Below are 23220 nucleotides of genomic sequence, written 5' to 3'. Positions count from 1 at the left end.
GACGTTCCTGATCCGCCGCCCGGTGTGCCCGGTCCACTCGCCCGAACGAACCCGGTCCGCGAAATCGGCCATCTTGTCCAGGACCGCGTGCACGGCGGGCACCACGTTCTCCCCACCGGCCTCGACCACCGCCCCACGCGGCGCGCGCAGCGCCGTGTGCAGCACCGCCCGGTCCTCCGTGACGTTGATCCGCTCACCACGGAACATCGCGTCCCGCAACCCGAACACATCCGTGGCCACCGCCAGTTCCTGCAACAGGGCGAGGGTCTCGTCGGTGACCAGATGCTTGGAGTAGTCGATGCGCAGGTCCCCGACCCGGACCGTGTACCGCTCGGCACGCCCCGGGTCGGCCGCGAACAGCTCCCGCAGATCCGGCTCGCGGAGCGTGCGCGCGCGGTGGTCCTCCAGGGCGGTCCACTCGGGCATGTGGTTGAGCCTGGTACGGCCGTCTGCGTTCATTTCGGACTTCAGCCTTCTCTCGCAACTGTCCTGCTGTGTACCTTGCCCCGCTGCCGGTCCCAACCTAATTGATCAGCGCCCGGGCCGACCGGCCCTGACGCCGTCGTCCGGCGCAACAACAGGTACGTCCGGCTTGCGCGCGGGTATCAACGAGGTGACGGCGAGCGCGAAGAGGGCGGCCGCGAACAGCGCGGGCCCGTTCAGTCCGTACCACCGGGCCACGGCCCCGCCGAGGAGGGCGCCCAGCGGGGCACCGGAGGTGGAGGCGGTGCGGAAGGCCGAGGCGACACGCCCCACCATCGACGCGGGGCTGCGCTGCTGCATCAGCGTGACCTGGTTGACGTTCCACACCATGCCCATCACACCCAGCAGCGCCATGCCGGCGAGCAGGGCGCCGAGGTGGCGGACGGTCCCGACGAGGACGAGGGACGACGTCTGGACGGTTCCGGCGAGCAGAAGGGCGCGCACCCGCCCGAGGCGGCGCGCGATCCGCCGGGCGGCGAACCCGCCGGCGAGGCTGCCGGCGGAGTACGCCGTCATCGCGGCCGCGTACCCCGCGTCGCCCGCGTGCAGCCAGCGCGTCACCTGCAGGACCAGCGTGGCGATCAGGGCACCCATGCCGATGTTGCACAGCAGCGTGGACACGCAGACGGCCCGCAGCGCCCGGTCGCCCCACAGCGCGCGCAGACCCGCGCCGATCTCCCCGCGCAGGGTGCTGCCGCCCGGGCGGCGATCCCGCTGCGGGAGCCGGACGCGCAGGGACGCCACGAGGGCGGCGGCCACCAGATAGGTGCCCGCGTCGGCCACGAAGGGCACGCACACCCCGGCCGTCAGCAGCAGCGGCACGAACGGGCCGGCCAGTAGCCCGCCGGCGAGCTGCTGGCCGGTCATCAGCCGGGCGTTCGCGCTGCTCAGGGCGCCGCGGTCCACCAGGGACGGCAGCAGGGCCGTGGAGGCGTTGTCGAACAGGGTCTGCAGGGTGGTCAGCGAGAAGGCGAGCAGGAGCAGCAGCGGGATCGACGCGTGCCCGAGGCCGACGGCGAGGGCGAAACCGGCGACGAGCAGCCCGCGTACGGTGTCCACCGCCCACATCGCCCGTCGCTGGTCGACGCGGTCCGCCAGGGCGCCGCCGAGCAGCCCGAACAGCAGCCAGGGCACATAGCCGCAGGCGGTCACGGAGGCGATGACGAGAGGCTCGTCGGTCAGGCGCACGGCGAGCAGCGGGAGCGCGGCGGTCCGCAGGGCGTCCCCGAACCGTGAGGTCACGGCGGCCGTCCACAGCCGCCCGAATCCCCCGCGCCACGTGGGCGCGGACCTGTCCACCGCCTCGACCGCCGTCACGACATCCCCCGCACGAAGCACCGAAGTCCCGATGCACACACCGTAGGGGGAGGCACTGACAACGGGCCGTGAGTGGGCGGCCCCTGCGGCCCATGCGACAGGTCCGGCCCGCGCCCTCGGGCGCCCGGCGGGACCTGAACGTCTAGATCTCGCCCCGCAGTTTGGCGAGCGCCTCGGCGAGGATCGCCTCGCCGTCCGCGTCGCTGCGCCGCTCCCGCACGTACGCCAGGTGCGTCTTGTACGGCTCGGTGCGCGGTGGGTCCGGCGGGTTGTCCCGGTCCTGACCGGCCGGGAAGCCGCAGCGCGGGCAGTCCCAGGTTTCGGGCACCTGCGCGTCGCTGGCGAAGCTGGGCTGCGTCTCGTGCCCGTTGGAGCACCAGAAGGAGATGCGCAGACGCGGCGCGGACTCGCCGCGCTCGGCCTCGCCCATCGGCCCAGCCCCGACCCGGCTTCCTCGGATCGCGTTGCCACTTGCCACGGTCGTAACTCCCTGCGTGATGGTGCCGCCAAGCGAGTCGGCGTTTCGCTTCGCTGCGAGCGCCTCAGTCTACGTAAGGCCCAACGCGCGTCCAGTGATAGGAGTTACAGCCCCCTACAAAGACGCAAGCCCCATGATAGGCCGCGCTCAGGAGCGCGTACCGTACATGGGGCCATACGTACGGATTGTGCGGGTGGAACGCGTCAGCTGTTCGTCTTCATGAGAAGGCCGAGCACCACGATGCACGCAAACCACAACAGACCGATCACCACGGTGATCCGGTCGAGGTTGCGCTCGGCGACCGAGGAGCCGCCGACGGAGGACTGCATTCCGCCACCGAACATGTCGGAGAGGCCGCCGCCCTTCCCCTTGTGCATCAGCACCAGCAGCATCAGCAACAGGCTGAAGACGATCAGGGCGATCGAGAACCCCAGAACCACGGCTGGACCAACTTCCTCGGATTCGGATGGACGACGGGGGTGCGGTGGTAGCCCCACCACACCCCCGCAAGGGTACGACGGATCGTCCCTACGGCATACTCACTGCTCGCGGAAGCGCACGATCTTGACGAACTCGTCCGCGTCCAGCGAGGCACCGCCGACCAGGGCGCCGTCGATGTCGGCCTGCGCCATGATCTCGGCGACATTGCCCGACTTCACCGAGCCGCCGTACTGGATGCGCACCTTGTCGGCCACGTCCTGCGAGTACAGCTCGGCGATCTTGCCGCGGACGGCGGCGCAGACCTCCTGGGCGTCCTCGGCGCCGCAGACCTTTCCGGTGCCGATCGCCCAGACCGGCTCGTAGGCGATCACGATGGACTCGACCTGCTCGGCCGGGAGGTCCTTCAGACCGCCCTCGACCTGGGCGAGCGTGTGGGAGACCTGGTTGCCCGCCTCGCGGACCGCCAGTTCCTCGCCGACGCACAGGATCGGGGTCAGGCCGTGCCGGAAGGCGGCCTTCGTCTTGGCGTTGACCAGCTCGTCGGTCTCGGCGTGGTACTGGCGTCGCTCGGAGTGGCCGATCACCACGTAGGTGCACTTGAGCTTGGCCAGCATCGAGCCCGAGATCTCGCCGGTGTAGGCCCCGGAGTCGTGCTGCGAGACGTCCTGGGCGCCGTACTTGATCTGCAGCTTGTCGCCGTCGACCAGGGTCTGTACGGAGCGCAGGTCGGTGAAGGGCGGCAGGACGGCGACCTCGACGGCCTCGTAGTCCTTGTCGGCCAGGGCGAAGGCGAGCTTCTGGACGTGGGCGATGGCCTCGAGGTGGTTGAGGTTCATCTTCCAGTTGCCCGCCATCAGCGGCGTGCGCGTACTCATGCTTGGTCAGTCCTCCAGTGCGGCGAGGCCGGGGAGCGTCTTGCCCTCGAGGTATTCGAGGGAGGCGCCGCCGCCGGTCGAGATGTGGCCGAATGCCGACTCGTCGAAGCCCAGCGTACGGACCGCGGCGGCGGAGTCGCCGCCACCCACTACGGTGAAGCCGTTCGAGTCGACGAGGGCCTGTGCGACGGCCTTGGTGCCCTCGGCGTAGTCGGGGTGCTCGAAGACGCCCATCGGGCCGTTCCAGAAGACGGTGGCGGCGTCGGCGAGCTTCGTGGCGTACAGCTCGCGGGTCTTCGGGCCGATGTCCAGGCCCTCGTGGTCGGCGGGGATCTTGTCCGCGTCCACGACGACGTGCTGCGTGGGCGCCTTGGTCTTCAGGTCGGGGAACTCGGTGGAGGCCACCACGTCGACCGGGAGCACCAGCTCGACGCCGTTCTTCTCGGCGCGCTCCATGTACTCGGCGACGGCGGGCACCTGGTCCTCCTGCAGGAGGGAGATGCCGACCTCGTAGCCCTTGGCCTTGAGGAAGGTGTAGGCCATGCCGCCGCCGATGAGCAGCCGGTCCGCCTTGCCCAGGAGCTGGTCGATGACGGCGAGCTTGTCGGAGACCTTCGCGCCGCCGAGCGCGACGACGTAGGGGCGCTTGACGTCCTGGGTGAGCTTCCTCAGGACGCCGACCTCGGTGGCGATGAGGAAGCCGGCGTAGTGCGGCAGCCGGGCCGGGAGGTCGTAGACGGAGGCGTGCTTGCGGTGCACGGCGCCGAAGCCGTCGCCGACGTAGACGTCCGCGAGGGCGGCCAGTCGGTCGGCGAACTCGCCGCGCTCGGTGTCGTCCTTGGAGGTCTCGCCGGGGTTGAAGCGCAGGTTCTCGATGACCGCGACCTGGCCGGGCTGGAGGCCGTCCACGGCGTCGTGCGCGGCCGGGCCGACGGTGTCCTCGGCGAACGCCACGGGCGCGCCGAGGAGTTCACCGAGCCGCTCGGCCGCGGGCAGCAGCGAGAAGGCGGGGTCCGGGGCGCCCTTGGGGCGGCCCAGGTGGGAGGCGACGACCACCTTGGCGCCCGCCTCGGCGAGGGCCTTTACGGTGGGCAGTACGGCGCGGATGCGGCCGTCGTCGGTGATGACTCCGTCGGCGAGCGGGACGTTGAGGTCGGCGCGGACGAAGACCCGCTTGCCGGACACGTCTTCGGAGAGCAGTTCGTCGATCGTCTTCATAGGTACTCCTGAGGAAGGGCTCTTGATCGTACGAGGGGTGATCGAGCTGCCGGCGGGCCGGTCCGGGGGAGCGGCCCGCCGTACGTGAGTCAGGGCTCGGACGGCGCGACCTGCGCTGCCCGAGCCCTGCTCTCACCTCGCGGTGCCTGGTGCGGCGATCAGAGCTGGTTGCCGACGAAGACCGTCAGGTCGACGAGGCGGTTGGAGTAGCCCCACTCGTTGTCGTACCAACCGATGACCTTCACGTTCTTGCCCTCCTGGACCATGGTCAGGGAGGAATCGAAGGTGCAGGACGCCGGGGCGTTGACGATGTCGGAGGAGACGATCGCGTCCTCGGTGTACTCGAGGATGCCCTTCAGCTCGCCCTCGGCGGCCTTCTGGAAGGCGGCGTTGACCTCTTCCTTGGTGACCTCGCGGCCGAGCTCGATGACGAGGTCGGTGACCGAGCCGGTCGGGACCGGGACGCGCATGGCCATGCCGTCCAGCTTGCCCTTGAGCTGCGGCAGCACCAGGGCGGTGGCCTTGGCGGCACCGGTGGTGGTCGGGATGATGTTCTCGGCGGCGGCACGGGCGCGGCGCAGGTCCTTGTGCGGGAAGTCCAGGATGCGCTGGTCGTTCGTGTACGCGTGCACCGTGGTCATCAGGCCCTTGACGATGCCGAAGTTCTCGTCGAGGACCTTCGCCATCGGCGCCACGCAGTTGGTGGTGCAGGAGGCGTTGGAGATGACGTGGTGGTTCGCCGGGTCGTACTGGTCGTGGTTGACGCCCATCACGATGGTGACGTCTTCGTCCTTGGCCGGAGCCGAGATGATGACCTTCTTGGCGCCGCCCGCGATGTGCTTCTCGGCGTCTTCCTTCTTGGTGAAGATGCCGGTGGACTCGATGACGATGTCCACGCCCAGCTCGCCCCACGGGATGTCGGCGGGGTTGCGCTCGGAGAGGACCTTGATCGTCCTGCCGCCGACGGTGATGGTGTCCGCAGTGTGGGACACCTCCTCGGTCAGACGACCGAGGATCGTGTCGTACTTGAGCAGGTGGGCGGTGGTCGCGGTGTCACCCAGGTCGTTGACAGCCACGATCTCGATGTCCGCACCCTGCTCCAGCAGCGCGCGGAAGTAGTTACGACCGATGCGGCCAAAGCCGTTGATGCCTACGCGGATCGTCACGAACCGATCTCCTCGTTGGTACGCCGGCTCGACGCCGGCGAGCTGTATGGGATGTCCCCGACCACCCCCGACCCTACCTCTCTGCGGCCTGTCTGGTGGCATCCACATGCCCCATACACGGCACCGTGGTCCGTACCCGCCAGTAGGGGTACGGACCACCCCGAGCAGGCGCCCGGATCACGCCCCTTCATCCGGGAAAGTCGGCGCCTTTCGACCCCCATCGGTACTCGTTCGTGAGGGGGTCGGCTCAGTTGTCGGGTGCCCCTTCGAGAGGGGGCCGGCTCACTTGTCGAGTGCCGCCAGCGCCCTCCTCAGCAGAGCCGTCCGGTCGGCCGCCGCGGGCACCTGTTCGAGCCCGAATCCGAGCAGCACGGTCCGGTTCGCGGTGACCGCTCCGTACGTCTGGAAAAGGGTGCCGGTGCGGGCCCAGTCCTTCAGCGCGGCCGGGCTGCCCGCGGGCGGTCCGGGCACGCTCCAGGGCCCGAGCGACGTCTCGAAGCCCTCGGTGTCCCGGGCGCTGCCGCCGACCACGAGCGAGGCGTCGTCGGCGAGCATGCCGTGGCCGCCGGTGCCCGGGTCGGTGACGTAGGCGAGGGAGACCTCGACCGACCTGCCGGCGTACGCGCTCAGGTCGAAGCTCACCTGCTGCCAGCCGCCGGAGGATCCGGTGAGGCTGTTCCACGCGCCGCTGGTGCCGGTGGGAGCGCAGCCGCCGGCGGACGGGGTCAGGTAGTGCCTGAGCCAGGGGTGCTCGTTGATCAGGAACCCGGCCTCGCACTCCGCGGGCACGGCGGTGCTCGTCCGCCCGCCCGCCTCGGGCAGGGTCGTCCAGTCGTCCGCCCCGCTGGTGCGGATCTCCAGGAGCGCGTGGTCGTAGCCCGGCTCGGTGTCCCACAGCAGCCGGGTGCGCAGCGCGGGCCGGTCGGTGGCGGCGACCTGGGTGAGGTCGATGGTGCGGGTGAGGCGCTTGTAACCGTCGTCGCTGTGCACCGCGGCTGCCATGTACGCGCCCGTGTACGGCCCGTACGGGTTGACGGTCCCGGCGAACCGCCCGGCACCCGCACTGGTGAACTGGGGGTACTTGTCGGCCGGCAGTTCCTCGGAGGTCACCCCGTAGGTGCCCGCCTGGTCCAGCGGGTTGCCGGGCGCGTCGCCGAGCGCTCCGGTGAACCCGGCGAGCCGGCCGGACCCGGTGAAGCCGGTGGCCCCCGAGGTGGACGTGCGCGAGTAGGCGCCCAGGTAGTACTGGCTGAAGTCGTCCGAGGGCGTGCCGTCGCCGAGGTCGACGCTGCCGCCGGCCCGCTCCCCCGCCTCGATCAGCCGACCGCCCTCGTTGAGGTAGGCGCGCAACTGCAACTGGGTCGGGTTGCCCGGGCCCTTGGCGCCCGAGTAGTGGACGACCGTGCGGAAGTGCCGCAGCACGCCGAGAGCGTCGGGCACGCCCTGCCGCGCCACGTCCCAGACGATCGCCGCGCGGCCGTTCGCCTTCAGCGCGTCCACGTACGTCCGCGCCTGCGTCGCGGCCGCGCCCTCCTCGGCGACCACGAGCGTGTCGGCCCGGGGCCGCTCGGCCACGGTGTAGGTGAAGCGGCCGCCGGAGACCCGTTTGCCGCTGCCGCCGCGGCCCGTGAACCACACCTCGACCCGGTCGCCCGGCCGGGCTCCGCGGACCGCGGCCCGGTACTCGTCGAAGTGGAGGTTGTCGTCGCCGCCGTAGGTCCGGCCGCCCTTCCAGGGCCGCAGTGCCCGCTCCTGGGTGCGGCCGCCGTTGACGCGGTACCTGAGCCTCTTGTCCCGCACGGACTTGCGTACGACGGCGGAGACCTCCTGGTCGGCGCCGCGCGCGTACGACGTCGGGAAGGCGGCCGGGGTGAAGTCGGCGGCGCTCAGACCGACCGAGGAGGCCGGCCGGTCGGGGTGGCCGGCCGTCTCGGCGACGGAGAGCGCGAACGGGACGTTCTTCTCGAATTCCTGCTCGATCAGCTTCTCGTCGTCGGGGAAGGTGAAGATCGACCGGCAGTCGGCCGCGTTCCAGGCGTCGTTCGGGTCGACGTTCGAGGCGGTCTGACAGGTCGACATCTCGGGGGTGAACATCCCCATGCCGTTGACGTTCGCCGCGTGGCCGTCCGCCTCGCCGTTGGTGGTGTACAGCTCCGAGGAGACCTGGGAACGGTAGCCCGGGATCGCCGGGTTGTCCGGTGTGCCGGCCAGCGCCTTGTAGAGGACGTCGTCCGGGGTCGGGGTGGCCACCTGCCAGCCGACGCCGTACAGCAGGAGCTGGGCGGCGGAGTGGTAGTTGATGCCGAACGCGAAGTGGACGCGCTTCTCGAACCGGTCCAGCGCCTGCGTCTCGGGCTCGGAGGCGGGGGCCGCGCCCCGGTAGGTCTCGCTGGTGGGATTGGGCGAGGAACCCTCGTCGTCGTAGCCCCACTTGTAGGGGAAGTTGCGGTTGAGGTCCACGCCGTCACCGGTGGAGATGGTGCCGTCGCCGTTGACGTCGCGCAGGTTCTTGCGCCACAGGCGGGCGCCGGCGTCCTTGAAGGTGTAGTCGTACCCGTCGGGGTTGGCGGAGACGACGAACCACAGCTCGGTCGTGTCGACGAGCTTCCTCACGCGCCTGTCGGTCCGGTAGTGGTCCAGGTAGTAGTGCATCAGCCGGCGGGTCATCTCCGGCGTGATCCACTCGCGCGCATGCTGGTTGGACATGTACAGCACGGCCGGCCGGGAGCCGTCCCTGGTCTTCCTGGCGTCCTTCGTGAGTTTGACCGCCAGGATGTCCTGGCCGCCCACGGTCCGGCCGATGGAGACGACCTTGGTGAGGCCCGGATGGGCCTGGCCGGTCCGGACGATCTCCTCCTTCAGGCCCCCCTTGCCGCTGTACGGGCGGAACACGCCCTGGCCGGCGGCGGCGACGCGTCTGCCGGCGGTGGCCGGGAGCGTGTGCTCGGTGAGGCGGACGCCCTGCGTCCGGAGCCGCTCGGCCTGTCGGTCGGTCAGGTAGAGCTCGACGGCGGCCCGGTCCCTGCCGCTCATCCGCTCGCCCAGTTCCTGGGCGTCCTGACCGGCCTTCAGCAGCAGGGGTAACTGCCGCGCGGTGACGTCGGCGCGGAAGACCTTCACCTCGTCCGGGTCGGGCCGGGGTGAACTCCCGCTCTGCGCCTGGGCGACGGGCGCGAGGATCGCTCCGCCGAGCAGGAGCGCGCCGACAGCGAGGATCGATCTCGCTCTGTGTCTCATGAACCCCCCTAGCGGTGGTCCGCCACGGCGACGGACAGTTGCCAGGCTCATGTCACTCCTAGATCGAGTCAAGGGTGCTTCAAAGACAGGGCAATGCAGGTACCGGGGCCTCGATTGAGCACGAGCGCCCGGGCTTTGGGGCCGACCGCGGGACGGGCGGGGGCGGGGTACGGGGCCGACCGCGGGACGGACGGGGGCCGGGGGTGAGGGCCGACCGCGGGGCGGACGGGCCCGGGGTGTTGGGGCCGACGGCGGGTACGGACGGGGGCAAGGGTGTGGAGTGGCGACCGAAGGACGGACGGGAGTCGATGGGGGCGGCGGGTGGCGGTCGGCGGGGGGGCTGGGCACTCGCCCGCGAGGAACCGAAGGGGACGGGCATGAGCGGCCGGCTACCGGCTACCGGCACAGGTGACGACGCGGGCTCGCGCGAGCCGCGCGGTGGCGCGCGGAGCCTTCGCCGTCCTCCGTGTCAGCCCGCGAGGTTGTCCGCCAGCTCCTCGCTGAGGTTGGCCTCCGTGCCCGGGATGCCGAGGTCGGAGGCGCGCTTGTCGGCCATCGCCAGCAGACGGCGGATACGGCCGGCGACGGCGTCCTTGGTCAGCGGCGGGTCGGCGAGCGCGCCCAGCTCCTCCAGGGACGCCTGCTTGTGCTCCATGCGCAGCCGGCCCGCCGCCGCGAGGTGCTCGGGCACGTCGTCGGCGAGGATCTCCAGGGCGCGCTGGACCCGGGCTCCGGCCGCCACCGCGGCGCGGGCGGAGCGGCGCAGGTTGGCGTCGTCGAAGTTGGCCAGCCGGTTCGCCGTGGCGCGGACCTCGCGACGCATCCGCCGCTCCTCCCAGGCCAGCACGGACTCGTGCGCCCCGAGCCGGGTCAGCAGGGCGCCGATGGCGTCACCGTCGCGGACGACGACCCGGTCCACTCCGCGCACCTCGCGCGCCTTGGCCGCGATCGACAGCCGGCGGGCGGCACCGACCAGCGCCAGCGCGGCCTCCGGGCCCGGGCAGGTCACCTCGAGCGAGGAGGAACGACCGGGCTCGGTGAGCGAGCCGTGGGCCAGGAAGGCACCTCGCCAGGCCGCCTCGGCGTCGCAGGTGGCCCCCGAGACCACCTGCGGGGGCAGGCCCCGGATCGGGCGTCCCCGGCCGTCGACGAGGCCGGTCTGGCGGGCCAGCTGGTCGCCGCCCGCGACGACGCGCACGACGTAGCGCGATCCCCGGCGCAGCCCGCCGGGTGCCATCACGATCAGCTCGGAGCTGTGGCCGAAGATCTCCAAGATGTCCCGCTTGAGGCGCCGGGCCGCCATCGCGGTGTCCAGCTCCGCCTCGATCACGATGCGCCCGCTGACCAGATGGAGGCCGCCGGCGAACCGCAGGATGGCGGAGACCTCCGCCTTCCTGCAGCAGGTCCGGGTGACGGGGAGCCGGGAGATCTCGTCCTTCACCGCTGCCGTCATCGCCATGGGCCGATCCTTCCATGCATCCGAAAAATACGGTCGTACGCGGCGGCCAGCAGCTCCGGGTCGTGCCGAGGGGTTCCGTCTCTCCGGGCCACCGGCGCCAGCTCGACCGCGGCACCGAACCGCTTGGCGGCCTCGGTGAGGACCTCGCGGTCGGGTACGGCGGCCTCGTCGGCCAGCACCACGTCCAGGGCGAGTTTAGGGGCGTGTCGTCCCAAAACCTCCAAATGACGCTGCGGGGAGAAGCCGTCGGTTTCTCCTGGCTGCGGAGCGAGGTTCAGTGAGAGTACCCGGCGCGCCTTGGTCTGCGTCAGCGCGTCCAGGAGGTCGGGCACCAGCAGGTGCGGGATGACCGAGGAGAACCAGGAGCCGGGGCCGAGCACCACCCAGTCCGCGTCCAGCACCGCCGCGACGGCCTCGGGGACGGCGGGCGGGTCGTGCGGCACCAGGTGCACGGACTGCACCTCGCCCGGGGTGAGCGCGACGGTCGCCTGGCCGCGGACGGTGTCGACGTCGTCGGGCCGCTCCGGGTCGTGCCCCTTGACCAGGGCCTGCAGTTCCAGGGGCACGGCGGACATCGGCAGCACCCGGCCGTGTGCGCCGAGCAGCTTGCCGACCAGGTCCAGGGCCTGGACGTGGTCGCCGAGCTGCTCCCACAGGGCCACGATGAGCAGGTTGCCGACCGCGTGGTCGTGGAGGTCGCCCTGGGAGGTGAAGCGGTGCTGGATGACACGGGCCCAGGTCTGGCCCCAGTCGTCGTCCCCGCACAGCGCGGCCAGCGCCTTGCGCAGGTCGCCGGGCGGCAGCACCCCCAGCTCGTCGCGCAGGCGACCGCTGGAGCCGCCGTCGTCGGCCACGGTGACGACGGCGGTCAGATCGCCGGTGATGCGGCGCAGCGCGGCGAGCGAGGCGGACAGGCCCATGCCGCCGCCGAGGGCGACCACCTTGGGCTGGGCGCCGCGGCGGCGCGGCCGGGCCCCGCGGGCCTCGGCCGGGCGGCCGGCGCGCGACTCGGCCGGCTGGCGGCCCGCACGCGCCTCGGGCACCACCCGGCGCAGCCTGCCCAGCCGCGGAGTACGTCCGGTCACTCGCGCCCCATGTCCCGGTGCACGACGACGGTCTCCACGCCCTCGGCCGCGAGCCGCGCGGCGAGCTTCTCCGACATGGCCACCGAGCGGTGCTTGCCGCCGGTGCAGCCGATGGCGATGGTGACGTAGCGCTTGCCCTCGCGGCGGTACCCGGCCGCGATCAGACGCAGCAGTTCGGCGTAGCGGTCGAGGAACTCCTTGGCGCCGGGCTGGTTGAACACGTACGCGGCGACCTCCTCGTTGACGCCGGTGTACGGGCGCAGCTCGGGGACCCAGTGCGGGTTGGGCAGGAACCGCATGTCCGCGACCAGGTCGGCGTCGACCGGGAGGCCGTACTTGAAGCCGAAGGACATGACGGTGGCCCGCAGCTCCGGCTCCTCCTCGCCGGCGAACTGGGCGTCCATCTTGGCGCGCAGCTCGTGGACGTTGAGGCTGGAGGTGTCGATCACCAGGTCGGCGTCGCCGCGGAGCTCGCGCAGCAGCTCCCGCTCGGCGGCGATGCCGTCGACGATCCGGCCGTCGCCCTGGAGGGGGTGGGGCCGGCGCACCGACTCGAAGCGGCGCACCAGCGCCTCGTCGGAGGACTCCAGGAAGACGATCCGCCGGGTGACGTGCTTCGCCTCCAGGTCCGCCAGGGACTCCCGCAGGTTGTCGAAGAAGCGGCGGCCGCGGACGTCGACGACGACCGCGATACGTGCCACGTTGCCCTGCGAGCGGGCGCCGAGCTCCACCATGGTGGGGATCAGCGCGGGCGGCAGGTTGTCGACGACGAACCAGCCGAGGTCCTCCAGACACTTGGCCGCCGTGGACCGGCCGGCCCCGGACATGCCGGAGATGATCACCAGCTCGGGGATGGCGGCCTCGGGGACCCCGGCCGTGTCGATGCCCGTACTCACCTGTGCTCCGTCTTTCTGGACCGTCTGCTGCGGGTGGTCCTCGCGCTCTTCCGTGTGCGCCTGATCCGGCTGAGCCGTGGGCTGCTTCTCGTGCTCTGTCATGTCTCCTGCCCCCGTCGCTCTTCCGGGCTGCCCGTGGGCACGGGCTCCCCTGCGGAACCCGTCGTCGTCCCGGGTACCACGTCTTCCACGTCTTCCATGATCTCTCCCGTCGCCATGTTGACGGCAGGGGCGGCCGGGGCCGCCTGGGCAAGGGCCACGGCGATCGCCTCGGCCGTTTTGCGGCCTATGCCGGGAACCTCACAGATCTGGTCGATTGTGGCGGATCGCAGCTTCTTCACCGAGCCGAAATGCTTGATCAACGCCTGCTTGCGTGTCTCGCCGAGGCCCGGCACGTCGTCCAGCGGTCCGGCCCGGAACCGCTTGGCCCGTTTGGTGCGCTGGTAGGTGATCGCGAAGCGGTGGGCCTCGTCGCGGACGCGCTGCAGCAGGTAGAGGCCCTCGCTGGAGCGGGGCAGGACCACCGGGTCGTCGTCGCCCGGCACCCAGACCTCCTCCAGGCGCTTGGCCAGGCCGCACACGGCGATGTCGTCGATGCCCAGCTCGTCCAGGGCCCGCCGGGCGGCCGCCACCTGCGGCTGCCCGCCGTCGACGACGACGAGCTGCGGCGGGTACGCGAACCGCTTGGGCCGCCCGTCGTCCTCGATGAGGCCGCCCGGGGAGGCGTTCCCCGAACCGTCGGCGCCCGGGGCGGCCGGACCTCCGTCGGGGGCGGCGGCGGGGGCGGGGCCGCCGTCGGCCGGGGTGCCGATGACGGGGGACACCGGGGCGCCGGTGGCGGCCGGGGTGCCGGTGGCGGTTTCCTCACCGTCGGCCCACTCGCCGGTCCTCTCCTTCTCGGCCAGATAGCGCCGGAAGCGGCGGGTGATCACCTCGTGCATGGACCGGACGTCGTCCTGGCCCTCGAAGCCCTTGATCTGGAAGCGCCGGTACTCGCTCTTGCGCTGCAGGCCGTCCTCGAAGACCACCATGGAGGCGACCACATCGTCGCCCTGGAGGTGGGAGATGTCGTAGCACTCGATCCGCAGGGGGGCGCTGTCCAGGTCGAGGGCCTCGGCGATCTCCTCCAGGGCGCGCGAGCGCGTGGTCAGGTCGGAGGCGCGCCTGGTCTTGTGCAGGACGAGCGACTGCTGGGCGTTGCGCTGGACCGTCTCCATGAGAGCCTTCTTGTCGCCGCGCTGCGGGATGCGCAGCGAGACGTTGGACCCGCGCCGGTCGGTGAGCCACTGCTGGACCGGCTCGACCGGATCGGGCAGCGCCGGAACGAGGACCTCCTTGGGGACCGCGTCGCCCTTCTCCTCGCCGTACAGCTGCTGCAGCGCGTGCTCCACGAGCGCGCCCGTGGTGACGTCCTCCACCTTGTCCGTCACCCAACCGCGCTGACCGCGCACACGACCGCCGCGCACGTGGAAGATCTGGACGGCGGCCTCCAGTTCGTCCTCGGCGACCGCGATGAGGTCGGCGTCGGTCGCGTCCGCGAGCACGACCGCGTTCTTCTCCATGGCCTTCTTCAGGGCCTCGATGTCGTCACGCAGGCGGGCCGCCCGCTCGTACTCCATCTCCCCGGCCGCCTCCACCATCCGCTTCTCCAGGCGGCGCAGGTAGGTGCCCGTGCGGCCGGCCATGAAGTCGCAGAACTCCTCGGCCAGTTCGCGGTGCTCCTCGGCGGTGATACGGCCGACGCAGGGCGCCGAGCACTTGTCGATGTAGCCGAGGAGGCAGGGGCGGCCGGTGCGGGCGGCGTTCTTGAAGACACCGGCCGAGCAGGTGCGCACGGGGAAGACGCGCAGCAGCAGGTCCACGGTGTCCCGGATGGCCCACGCGTGCGCGTACGGCCCGAAGTAGCGCACGCCCTTCTTCTTGCGGCCGCGCATCACCTGCACGCGCGGGAACTCCTCGTTCATCGTCACCGCGAGGTACGGGTAGCTCTTGTCGTCGCGGTACTTGACGTTGAACCGGGGGTCGAACTCCTTGATCCAGGAGTACTCCAGCTGCAGCGCCTCGACCTCCGTGGACACCACCGTCCACTCCACGGACGCGGCCGTGGTGACCATGCTGCGGGTGCGCGGGTGCAGGTTCGCCAGGTCCTGGAAGTAGTTCGCCAGGCGCTGGCGCAGGCTCTTCGCCTTTCCGACGTAGATCACCCGGCGGTGCTCGTCGCGGAACCTGTACACCCCGGGAGTGTCCGGGATGTCTCCCGGCTTGGGGCGGTAGCTGGAGGGGTCGGCCATGTCTCACACCCTACTGGCGAGAGGTGACAGCGCGGCGGGCCTGTGGACAACGCCGCGGCGGGCCTGTGGACGACATCGCGCCTGGTCCGCACCCCGGGCCGGCCACGCACCGTGACCGGTCGTCTCCGTTCCGGCGGCCCACCTCCCAGGACGGGCGTCCCCCCGGGGGATGCGGGGTGCGGACTCGGCCAGGAGCGCGCCGCTGTCGGCTTCAGGTGTTGTCGGGACTAGGTCAACACGCTTCAATGCGGGGGAACTCGGGGCCGCGAACGACGGCGTACGGATGTGAAGAAGCGTTTCGCCGCGCCGGCGGGCGGCCCCGAGGGCGTGAACGGTCTGACCAGCCGTTGTGAACATTTCACAGAAAGGCCCCTGCATGCCGCACGCTCCACAACACGCGGACACCGCCCCCGCGGAACTGGACACGGCCCTGCGGGGCGGCCCCTTCCACGTCGCGCTGCGCGCCGCGATCGCGGCCCGGGGACTGCCGTTGCAGCGCGTGCAGCACCACCTCTCGCGCTACGGGGTGCGGGTCGGGGTCACCAGCCTCAGCTACTGGCAGCAGGGCGCCCGGCGCCCGCAGCGCCCCGAGTCCCTGCGCGCCGTAAGGGCCCTGGAGGAGATCCTTCAGCTGCCGGAGGAGTCCCTGATCCGCCTGCTCGCCGAGAGTGAGGAGCGGCCCCTCGTCCGGGAGCCCGCGGCCCGCTCCTACCGCTCCCTGGTCGAGGCGTCGGGAGTGCTGGACCGGCTGCTGGCCGAGCTGGACTGCCCGCCCGACGGCGGCCTGCACATCCTCGGGCACCACGAGCGCGTCCGGATCGGTGCCCGGCGCGAACTCGCGGGGCGCGAGTCCCAGCACATCGTGCGCGCCCACCGGGACGGCGCGGACCGTTTCGTGGCCGTCCATCACGGCGACCCGGGGTGCGTGCCGGAGCGGATGGCCGTGCAGGCCCTGGAGAACTGCCGGACCGGGCGGGTGCGGTGGCACCACGACACCGGGGTGCTCGTGGCCGAGCTGCTCTTCGACACCCGGCTGCGGGCCGGCGACACCTTCCTCTTCCGCTACGGCGTCGAGGACGGCACGGCCGGCGTGTCACGCGAGTTCGTCCGGGGTTTCGGCTTCGTGGGCGGGCAGTACGCCCTTCAGGTGCGGTTCGACGCCGATGCCCTGCCGGTGCGCTGCCACCGGTTCACCCAGCACTCGGCGGCCGCCCCGCGCACCGGCCGCCACGACCTGCGGGTGAGCGAACGGCACCGCTCGGTGAACCTGGTCGAGCCACGCGTGCGGCCGGGGTTCGTGGGGATCGGCTGGGAGTGGGGGTGAGCGGACGCCGCTGAGCGACGGCCGCGCCCGTCAGGCCCCGGGCCCGGCGACGATCCTGCCGCCCTTGGCGCGGACCGGGAGCTCGTTCAGCGGCTCGGTGGCCGGGGCCCGCACCACCTGGCCGGTCGTGGCGTCGAACTCGCTGCCGTGGCAGGGGCATACGAGCGTCGTGCCCTGGAGCTTGTTGATGGGGCACTGGGCGTGCGTGCAGATGGTGCTGAACGCGCGGAGCGTGCCCTTCGCGTCCCGGCTGACCACCACGTTGTGGTCCCGGTGGAGCCTGGCGCCTCCCTCGGGCAGGTCGCTGTCGGCGCCGAGGTCCACCGGCGCCGTGGGGGTGGCCGGGGCCGAGGTTCCGCCGACGGGCGAGCAGGCGGCGAGCCCGAGCCCGGCGGCGGGCGCCAGGGCCGCTCCTCGAAGGACGGTACGGCGGCTCGCGGAGGGTCGGCCGGGCATGAGGTCTCCACTGGTCGGGGCGGTGCGTGGGGCCGTGCACGGAGGTGGTGCGGGCACGGTTGCGCACGCCGACGATATCCGCCCGTATCGCTCCGGCCGCGCCCGGGGCGGGGCTGGGACGGGGGATGAGCGGAGGTGGGAGGGGGCGGGACGGGGTTGAGTCGGGGTGGCGCGTAAACGCTTGCGCAAGCGTTTACGCGGGGCGGTGCGATGCGATAGCTTCCCGCCAGGAGGCTCGCGCGGCCGGTACGTGCCCGTACCGGGCCCGTGCCATGCCTCCGCGAGGCCCCATGATCCCCGCGACCCCCGCGAGGCCGCCCTCACGACGGTCCGGGAAGGAGACCCGATGCCCACCATGGCCGATGTCGCGCGCAGCGCCGGCGTCTCGGTGGCGACCGTCTCGCACGTGCTCAACGGCACCCGTCCGGTGCTGCCGCACACCCGTCAGGCCGTGCTGGACGCGGTGGAGGAGCTCGGCTACACCCCGAACACCCTCGCCCGCTCCCTGGTCACCTCCCGCACCCGGTCCATCGGGCTGGCGGTGTCGGCCGTCAGCAACCCGTACTTCACGGAGATCCTCCAGGGAGTCGAGGCCGGTGCCCTGGAGCACGGCTACAGCCTGCTCATCGCCGACCCGCACGACGACCCCGGGCACGAACGCAAGGTCGTCCAGTTCCTGCACGAGCGCCGTGTGGACGGCATGATCGTCGCTCCGTCCGCGGCACCTCGCGAACTCGTCGACTACCTCACGCGCCATGCCGTGCCGACGGTGTTCCTCGACCGGCTGATCGACGCCGAGGCGCACGGCACCTCGAGCTTCGACCAGGTCTGCGCCGACAGCGCCGAGCCGACCGCCCTCCTCGTCACTCACCTGGCCTCCCTCGGGCACCGGCGGATCGGCCTGGTCGCGGGTCTGCCGGGGCTCAGCACCACCCGCGAGCGGATCACCGGCTACCGGCACGGCCTGGCCGCCGCCGGGCTCGCCCACGACGAAGGGCTCGTGGTGCACGGCGACTCGTCCTCCGACGGCGCCGAGCGCGCGACCGCCGCCCTGCTGTCGGGAGCCGTGCCGCCCACGGCGCTGGTGACCGCCAACAACGCGATGACCATCGGCGCCCTGCGCGTGCTGCGCGAACGGGGTCTGTCCGTGCCCGGCGACATCGCCCTGTGCTGCTTCGACGACTTCGCCTGGGCCGACCTGTTCTCACCCCGGCTCACCGCGATCGCCCAGCCCAGCAGGGAACTGGGCGCGCAGGCCGTCCGGATGCTGCTGGACCGCCTGGCCGCGCCGGACCGGCCCGCACGGACGGTTCGGCTCCCGTGCTCCTTCGTCCACCGCACCTCCTGCGGGTGCCCGGAACGGCCGGAAGGGCCGGACCCGGCCGCGGCCCCCGCCGGACCCCTTGGCCGCCGCCCCGAGAAAGGAACCGACTCGTGATCGTCGTCGCCGGTGAGGCCCTGATCGACCTGGTACCGCAGGGCACGGGCGCCCTCACGGACCTCAAGCCGGCGCTCGGCGGCGGCCCCTACAACACGGCGGTCGCCCTCGGCCGCCTCGGCTCCCCCACGGCCTTCTGCTCCCGCACCTCGCACGACGCCTTCGGCGAGGCTCTGCTCGACGGGCTGCGGCGGGCCGGCGTGGACGTCTCCGGCGTACAGCGCGGAGCCGAGCCGACCACGCTGGCGGTCGCCACCATCGGCGCCGACGGATCCGCCGCGTACTCCTTCTACGTCGACGGCACCGCCGACCGGCTGTTCACCGCGCCCGCCGGACTTCCGGCCGGCACCCGGGCGGTGTCCTTCGGCACCTGTTCACTCGTGCTGGAGCCGGGTGCGAGCGCCTACGAGGACCTGATGCGCACCGCCGCGGCGCAGGGCGTGTTCACCGCGCTGGACCCGAACATCCGGGCCGGGCTCATCCCCGACGCGGACGCCTACCGGGCACGGTTCGCGCGCTGGCTGCCGTCGGTGTCGCTGCTGAAGCTCTCCGAGGAGGACGCCCACTGGCTGGGTGGCACCCCGCGCGAGTGGCTGGCCGCCGGGCCCTCGGCCGTCGTGATCACGCACGGCGGGGACGGACTCACCGCCTTCACCCGGGACGGCGCGGTGCACGCGGTGCCCGGCGAGAAGGTCGACGTGGTGGACACGATCGGCGCGGGCGACACGGTGAACGCCGCCCTGCTCCACGGTCTGTCCGTCCAGGGCGCCCTCTCCCCGGACGGTCTCGCCGCGCTCGGGCCCGACGGCTGGACCCGGCTGCTGCGGTTCGCGGCACACGCGGCGGCCATCACCTGCTCGCGCGCGGGCGCGGAGCCGCCGTACGCGTCCGAGGTGGGCGCGTTCTAGCGGGCCGTGCCGTCCGCCTTCGTGACCGGTGACGGTGACGGTGACGGTGACGGTGACGGTGACGGTGACGGTATGACAACGCGCGGCGCCCCACGGGGAGTTCCCGTGGGGCGCCGCGCGTTCCGTACCGCGGGTCAGGCCTTGCGGGCCCGCGTCGTCTTCTTCGCCGGCGCCGCCTTCGCGGCCGTCTTCTTCGTGGCCGCCGTCTTCCTGGTGGCTCCGCCGGCCTTCTTGGCCGCGGTGTCGTCGGCCGCCTTGGCCGTCCTGGCCGTGGCCGTCCTCTTCGCCGTGGCCGCGGCCGGGACCGCCTTCCGGGCGGCCGCCCGGCGCGGCGCCTTCACCGGCTCCGCGTCGCTGATCCGGTCGGCGCCGAGGATCTCGCGCAGGAATTTGCCGGTGTGGCTGGCCGGGACCCCGGCGACCTCCTCGGGCGTGCCCTCGGCGACGACGAGACCGCCGCCCGCGCCGCCCTCGGGGCCCATGTCCACGATCCAGTCGGCGGTCTTGATCACGTCGAGGTTGTGCTCGATGACGATGACCGTGTTGCCCTTGTCGACCAGGCCGGACAGGACCGTCAGCAGCTTGCTGATGTCCTCGAAGTGCAGACCGGTGGTCGGCTCGTCCAGGACGTAGACCGTGCGCCCGGTGGAGCGGCGCTGGAGCTCGCTGGCGAGCTTCACGCGCTGCGCCTCACCACCGGAGAGGGTGGTGGCGGACTGGCCGAGCCGGACGTAGCCGAGGCCCACGTCGTTCAGCGTCCTCAGGTGCCGGGAGATCGCGGGAACGGCCTCGAAGAAGTCCATGGCCTCCTCGATCGGCATGTTCAGCACGTCGGCGATGGACTTGCCCTTGTAGTGGACCTCCAGGGTCTCCCGGTTGTACCGGGCACCGTGGCAGACCTCGCACGGGACGTACACGTCCGGGAGGAAGTTCATCTCGATCTTGATCGTGCCGTCACCGGCGCAGTTCTCGCAGCGGCCGCCCTTGACGTTGAAGGAGAAGCGGCCGGGCTGGTAGCCGCGGACCTTCGCCTCGGTGGTCTCGGCGAACAGCTTGCGGATGTGGTCGAAGACGCCGGTGTAGGTGGCCGGGTTCGACCGGGGGGTGCGGCCGATGGGCGACTGGTCGACGTGCACGACCTTGTCGACGAGGTCGTCGCCGTCCACGCGCGTGTGCCGCCCCGGCACGTTCCGCGCGCCGTTCAGCTCGCGGGCCAGGTGCGTGTACAGGATGTCGTTGACCAGCGTCGACTTGCCGGAACCGGACACGCCCGTGACGGCCGTGAACACGCCCAGCGGGAACGACACGTCGATGTCCTGGAGGTTGTTCTCCCGGGCGCCGTGCACCGTGAGGTGCCGCGAGAGGTCGCGCGGGCGCCGGACGTCGGGCAGCGGGATCGCCTTCTTGCCGGACAGGTACTGGCCGGTCTGCGACTCTGCGTTCGCGAGCAGCTCCTTCAGGGAGCCGCTGTGCACGACCTTGCCGCCGTGCTCGCCCGCGCCGGGGCCGATGTCGACGACCCAGTCGGCGACCTTGATGGTGTCCTCGTCGTGCTCGACGACGATGAGGGTGTTGCCCATGTCGCGCAGCCGGACCAGCGTCTCGATCAGCCGGTGGTTGTCGCGCTGGTGCAGACCGATGGACGGCTCGTCGAGGACGTACAGGACGCCGACGAGACCGGAGCCGATCTGGGTGGCCAGGCGGATGCGCTGGGCCTCGCCGCCGGAGAGCGTGCCGGCCGCGCGGTTCAGCGAGAGGTAGTCCAGGCCGACGTCGACCAGGAAGCGCAGCCGCTCGTTGACCTCCTTGAGGACCCGCTCGGCGATCTTCTTGTCGCGGGCGGTGAGCTTCAGTTCGCCCAGGAAGTCCGCGCAGTCGCTGATGGACATCGCGGAGACCTCGGCGATCGACTTCCCCATGATCGTGACCGCGAGGACGACCGGCTTCAGGCGGGTGCCCTCGCAGGTGGGGCAGGGCACCTCGCGCATGTAGCCCTCGAAGCGCTCACGGCTCGCGTCGCTCTCGGCCTCGCTGTGCCGGCGCTTGACGAAGTGGACCGCGCCCTCGAAGGGCGTGGTGTACACGCGCTCGCGCCCGTACCGGTTGCGGTAGCGGACCTCGATCTGCGTCTTGTGGCCGTGGAGCAGGGCCTTCTTGGCGCGCTGCGGCAGCCCCGCGAAGGGGATGTCGGTGCGGAAGCCCAGCGCGTCCGCGAGGGCGCCGATCAGCCGGCCGAAGTAGTCCTTGGTGTGCCCGTGCGACCAGGGGTGGATGGCGCCCTCGTCGAGGCTCTTCTCCTCGTCCGGGACGATCAGTTCGGGGTCGACCTCCATGCGCGTGCCGATGCCGGTGCACTCGGGGCAGGCGCCGAAGGGCGAGTTGAAGGAGAAGGAGCGGGGCTCCAGCTCCTCGAAGGAGAGGTCGTCGTACGGGCAGTACAGGTGCTCCGAGTACATGCGCTCGCGCCCCGGGTCGTCCTCGGGGAGATCGACGAAGTCGAGCACGACCATGCCGCCGGACAGGCCGAGGGCGGTCTCCACGGAGTCGGTCAGGCGGCGCTTGGCGGAGTCCTTCACCGTGAGGCGGTCGACGACCACCTCGATGGTGTGCTTCTCCTGCTTCTTCAACGTGGGCGGGTTGGACAGCTGGACGGTCTCGCCGTCCACCCGCGCGCGGCTGTACCCCTTGGTCTGGAGGTCGGCGAAGAGGTCGACGAACTCGCCCTTGCGCTCGCGCACCAGCGGGGCCAGCACCTGGAAGCGGCTGCCCTCCGGCAGCTCCAGGACCTTGTCGACGACGGCCTGCGGCGACTGGCGCGAAATGGGCCGGCCGCACTGGGGGCAGTGCGGCTTGCCGATGCGCGCGAAGAGGAGACGCAGGTAGTCGTAGACCTCGGTGATGGTGCCGACCGTCGAGCGCGGGTTGCGCGAGGTCGACTTCTGGTCGATGGAGACCGCCGGGGACAGCCCTTCGATGAAGTCGACGTCCGGCTTGTCCATCTGCCCGAGGAACTGCCGGGCGTAGGAGGACAGCGACTCCACGTAGCGCCGCTGGCCCTCGGCGAAGATCGTGTCGAAGGCCAGGGACGACTTGCCCGACCCGGACAGACCCGTGAAGACGATGAGCGAGTCCCTGGGCAGGTCGAGCGAGACGTTCTTCAGGTTGTGCTCGCGCGCGCCACGGACGATGAGACGGTCGGCCACGCCGGTCCGCACCTTTCTTTGAGAGAAGTGACAGGGGCGAGGCCCCCGTGCTTCTTCAGACTAGGGGGAGCCACTGACAACGCCGGTCGGATGCCCCGGATGCGACAACAATCCCCGGCCTTCCAGCATGCCCGACGCCACACCCGACCATATAGCACGTGCATTCGATTTGCGGACCGGGTCCACCACCTTCACCCGAAGGTGTGGCGGGGCTAGGGTCGCCCTCATGACCGATCATGTCCGCGACCTGGTATCTGTACGCGAAGCGACCGACCGGCTGCTCACCGCCGCCGGCAAACTGGACAGCGGGACTGTGACGCAGCAGTCACGGCTGCCCGGCTGGACCCGGGGCCATGTCCTCGCCCACCTCGCCCGCAACGCGGACGCGCTCGTGAACGTCCTCGAGGGGCGTCCCATGTACGTCTCCGCCGGGGCCCGGGACGCGGACATCGAGCGCGACGCCCCGCGCGGCCTCGACGCGCACCTCGCCGACGTGCGCGAGAGCGCGGCCCGGTTCCAGGACACGGGAGCCGCGCCCGCGGACTGGTCGCGCACGGTGGAGCTGCGCAACGGCGTCACCGACTCGGCGTCCCGGGTGCCGTTCCGGAGGTGGGTGGAGGTCGAGCTGCACCACGTGGACCTCGGCATCGGGTACGAACTGGAGGACCTGCCGGAGGAGTTCGTGGAACGGGAGATCGACTTCCTCGCCCAGCGCTTCGCGGGCCGGCCCGACGTGCCGCCGACCCGGCTGACGGACGGCACGCGCGCGTGGAGCACGGGCGGGACGGCGGCCGAGCCGGCGATCACCGTCACGGGAGGCCGGGCGGACCTGCTGGGCTGGCTCGCCGGGCGCCGCGACGGCTCCGCCCTGGCGGCGGAGGGCGGCGCGCTCCCGGCGCTTCCGCCGCTGTAGCCCGCGGTCGGCCCGGCGGCCACTCCCCCGCT

17 protein-coding genes and 1 pseudogene are annotated in these 23220 nt (G+C 71.8%); 4 read left to right on the top strand and 14 right to left on the bottom strand.

Features of this window, described 5'->3' with window-relative positions; all coding sequences use genetic code 11:
* The 12 genes and pseudogenes from ACF1A5_RS22910 to uvrC form a co-directional block, all read right to left on the bottom strand.
* Positions 1-459, bottom strand: a pseudogene (locus tag ACF1A5_RS22910) (glucose-6-phosphate isomerase); the annotation flags it as partial.
* 72 nt (positions 460-531) lie between these two features.
* Complete coding sequence (locus ACF1A5_RS22905; protein ID WP_392194703.1) at positions 532-1800, bottom strand: MFS transporter; 1269 nt, start codon at positions 1798-1800, stop codon at positions 532-534.
* A 142-nt stretch (positions 1801-1942) separates the two neighbouring features.
* A complete protein-coding gene (locus ACF1A5_RS22900; RefSeq protein WP_003976875.1) occupies positions 1943-2278 on the bottom strand; it encodes an RNA polymerase-binding protein RbpA in 336 nt (111 codons plus the stop codon).
* A gap of 203 nt (positions 2279-2481) precedes the next feature.
* Positions 2482-2718 carry a preprotein translocase subunit SecG gene (gene secG, locus ACF1A5_RS22895; protein WP_384659224.1) on the bottom strand — a complete coding sequence of 79 codons (237 nt, stop codon included), beginning with the start codon at positions 2716-2718 and terminating at the stop codon, positions 2482-2484.
* A gap of 99 nt (positions 2719-2817) precedes the next feature.
* A complete protein-coding gene (tpiA, locus tag ACF1A5_RS22890; RefSeq protein WP_392194702.1) occupies positions 2818-3594 on the bottom strand; it encodes a triose-phosphate isomerase in 777 nt (258 codons plus the stop codon).
* 6 nt (positions 3595-3600) lie between these two features.
* A complete protein-coding gene (locus ACF1A5_RS22885; RefSeq protein ID WP_392194701.1) occupies positions 3601-4812 on the bottom strand; it encodes a phosphoglycerate kinase in 1212 nt (403 codons plus the stop codon).
* A 158-nt stretch (positions 4813-4970) separates the two neighbouring features.
* The gene (gap, locus tag ACF1A5_RS22880; protein WP_392194700.1) at positions 4971-5978 is read right to left on the bottom strand and encodes a type I glyceraldehyde-3-phosphate dehydrogenase; all 1008 of its coding nucleotides are present in this window, start codon (positions 5976-5978) and stop codon (positions 4971-4973) included.
* 282 nt (positions 5979-6260) lie between these two features.
* Positions 6261-9215, bottom strand: a complete 2955-nt coding sequence (locus ACF1A5_RS22875; protein WP_392194699.1) for a M14 family zinc carboxypeptidase — start codon at positions 9213-9215, stop codon at positions 6261-6263.
* A 469-nt stretch (positions 9216-9684) separates the two neighbouring features.
* Complete coding sequence (whiA, locus tag ACF1A5_RS22870) at positions 9685-10674, bottom strand: DNA-binding protein WhiA (protein ID WP_053762310.1); 990 nt, start codon at positions 10672-10674, stop codon at positions 9685-9687.
* On the bottom strand, positions 10665-11759 hold the full coding sequence (gene yvcK, locus ACF1A5_RS22865) for a uridine diphosphate-N-acetylglucosamine-binding protein YvcK (protein WP_392194698.1): 1095 nt from the start codon (positions 11757-11759) through the stop codon (positions 10665-10667). The genes whiA and yvcK overlap by 10 nt, the downstream gene beginning before the upstream one ends.
* Positions 11756-12757: an RNase adapter RapZ gene (rapZ, locus tag ACF1A5_RS22860; RefSeq protein ID WP_392194697.1), complete on the bottom strand. Its 1002-nt coding sequence runs from the start codon at positions 12755-12757 to the stop codon at positions 11756-11758. Before rapZ ends, yvcK begins: the two co-directional genes overlap by 4 nt.
* Complete coding sequence (gene uvrC, locus ACF1A5_RS22855) at positions 12754-14946, bottom strand: excinuclease ABC subunit UvrC (protein ID WP_392194696.1); 2193 nt, start codon at positions 14944-14946, stop codon at positions 12754-12756. Before uvrC ends, rapZ begins: the two co-directional genes overlap by 4 nt.
* Positions 14947-15322: 376 nt before the next feature.
* On the opposite strand from uvrC, the gene ACF1A5_RS22850 reads away from it, so the two are divergent.
* Complete coding sequence (locus ACF1A5_RS22850; RefSeq protein ID WP_392194695.1) at positions 15323-16270, top strand: hypothetical protein; 948 nt, start codon at positions 15323-15325, stop codon at positions 16268-16270.
* Positions 16271-16300: 30 nt separating this feature from the next.
* Here the strand turns inward: ACF1A5_RS22850 and ACF1A5_RS22845 are convergent, their stop codons facing one another.
* Positions 16301-16726 carry a Rieske (2Fe-2S) protein gene (locus tag ACF1A5_RS22845; protein WP_392194694.1) on the bottom strand — a complete coding sequence of 142 codons (426 nt, stop codon included), beginning with the start codon at positions 16724-16726 and terminating at the stop codon, positions 16301-16303.
* Between the two features lie 346 nt (positions 16727-17072).
* Between ACF1A5_RS22845 and ACF1A5_RS22840 the strand changes: the two genes are divergently transcribed.
* Positions 17073-18164: a LacI family DNA-binding transcriptional regulator gene (locus ACF1A5_RS22840; RefSeq protein WP_392194693.1), complete on the top strand. Its 1092-nt coding sequence runs from the start codon at positions 17073-17075 to the stop codon at positions 18162-18164.
* Positions 18161-19072: a carbohydrate kinase gene (locus ACF1A5_RS22835; RefSeq protein WP_392194692.1), complete on the top strand. Its 912-nt coding sequence runs from the start codon at positions 18161-18163 to the stop codon at positions 19070-19072. The genes ACF1A5_RS22840 and ACF1A5_RS22835 overlap by 4 nt, the downstream gene beginning before the upstream one ends.
* A 134-nt stretch (positions 19073-19206) precedes the next feature.
* Here the strand turns inward: ACF1A5_RS22835 and uvrA are convergent, their stop codons facing one another.
* The gene (gene uvrA, locus ACF1A5_RS22830) at positions 19207-22275 is read right to left on the bottom strand and encodes an excinuclease ABC subunit UvrA (RefSeq protein WP_392194691.1); all 3069 of its coding nucleotides are present in this window, start codon (positions 22273-22275) and stop codon (positions 19207-19209) included.
* A gap of 226 nt (positions 22276-22501) precedes the next feature.
* On the opposite strand from uvrA, the gene ACF1A5_RS22825 reads away from it, so the two are divergent.
* On the top strand, positions 22502-23188 hold the full coding sequence (locus ACF1A5_RS22825) for a maleylpyruvate isomerase family mycothiol-dependent enzyme (protein ID WP_392194690.1): 687 nt from the start codon (positions 22502-22504) through the stop codon (positions 23186-23188).
* Positions 23189-23220: the final 32 nt, after the last annotated feature.

The sequence above is a fragment of the Streptomyces sp. NPDC014864 genome, assembly GCF_043081525.1.
Lineage (GTDB): Bacteria > Actinomycetota > Actinomycetes > Streptomycetales > Streptomycetaceae > Streptomyces.
This window is presented reverse-complemented; position numbering and strand designations above follow the sequence as displayed.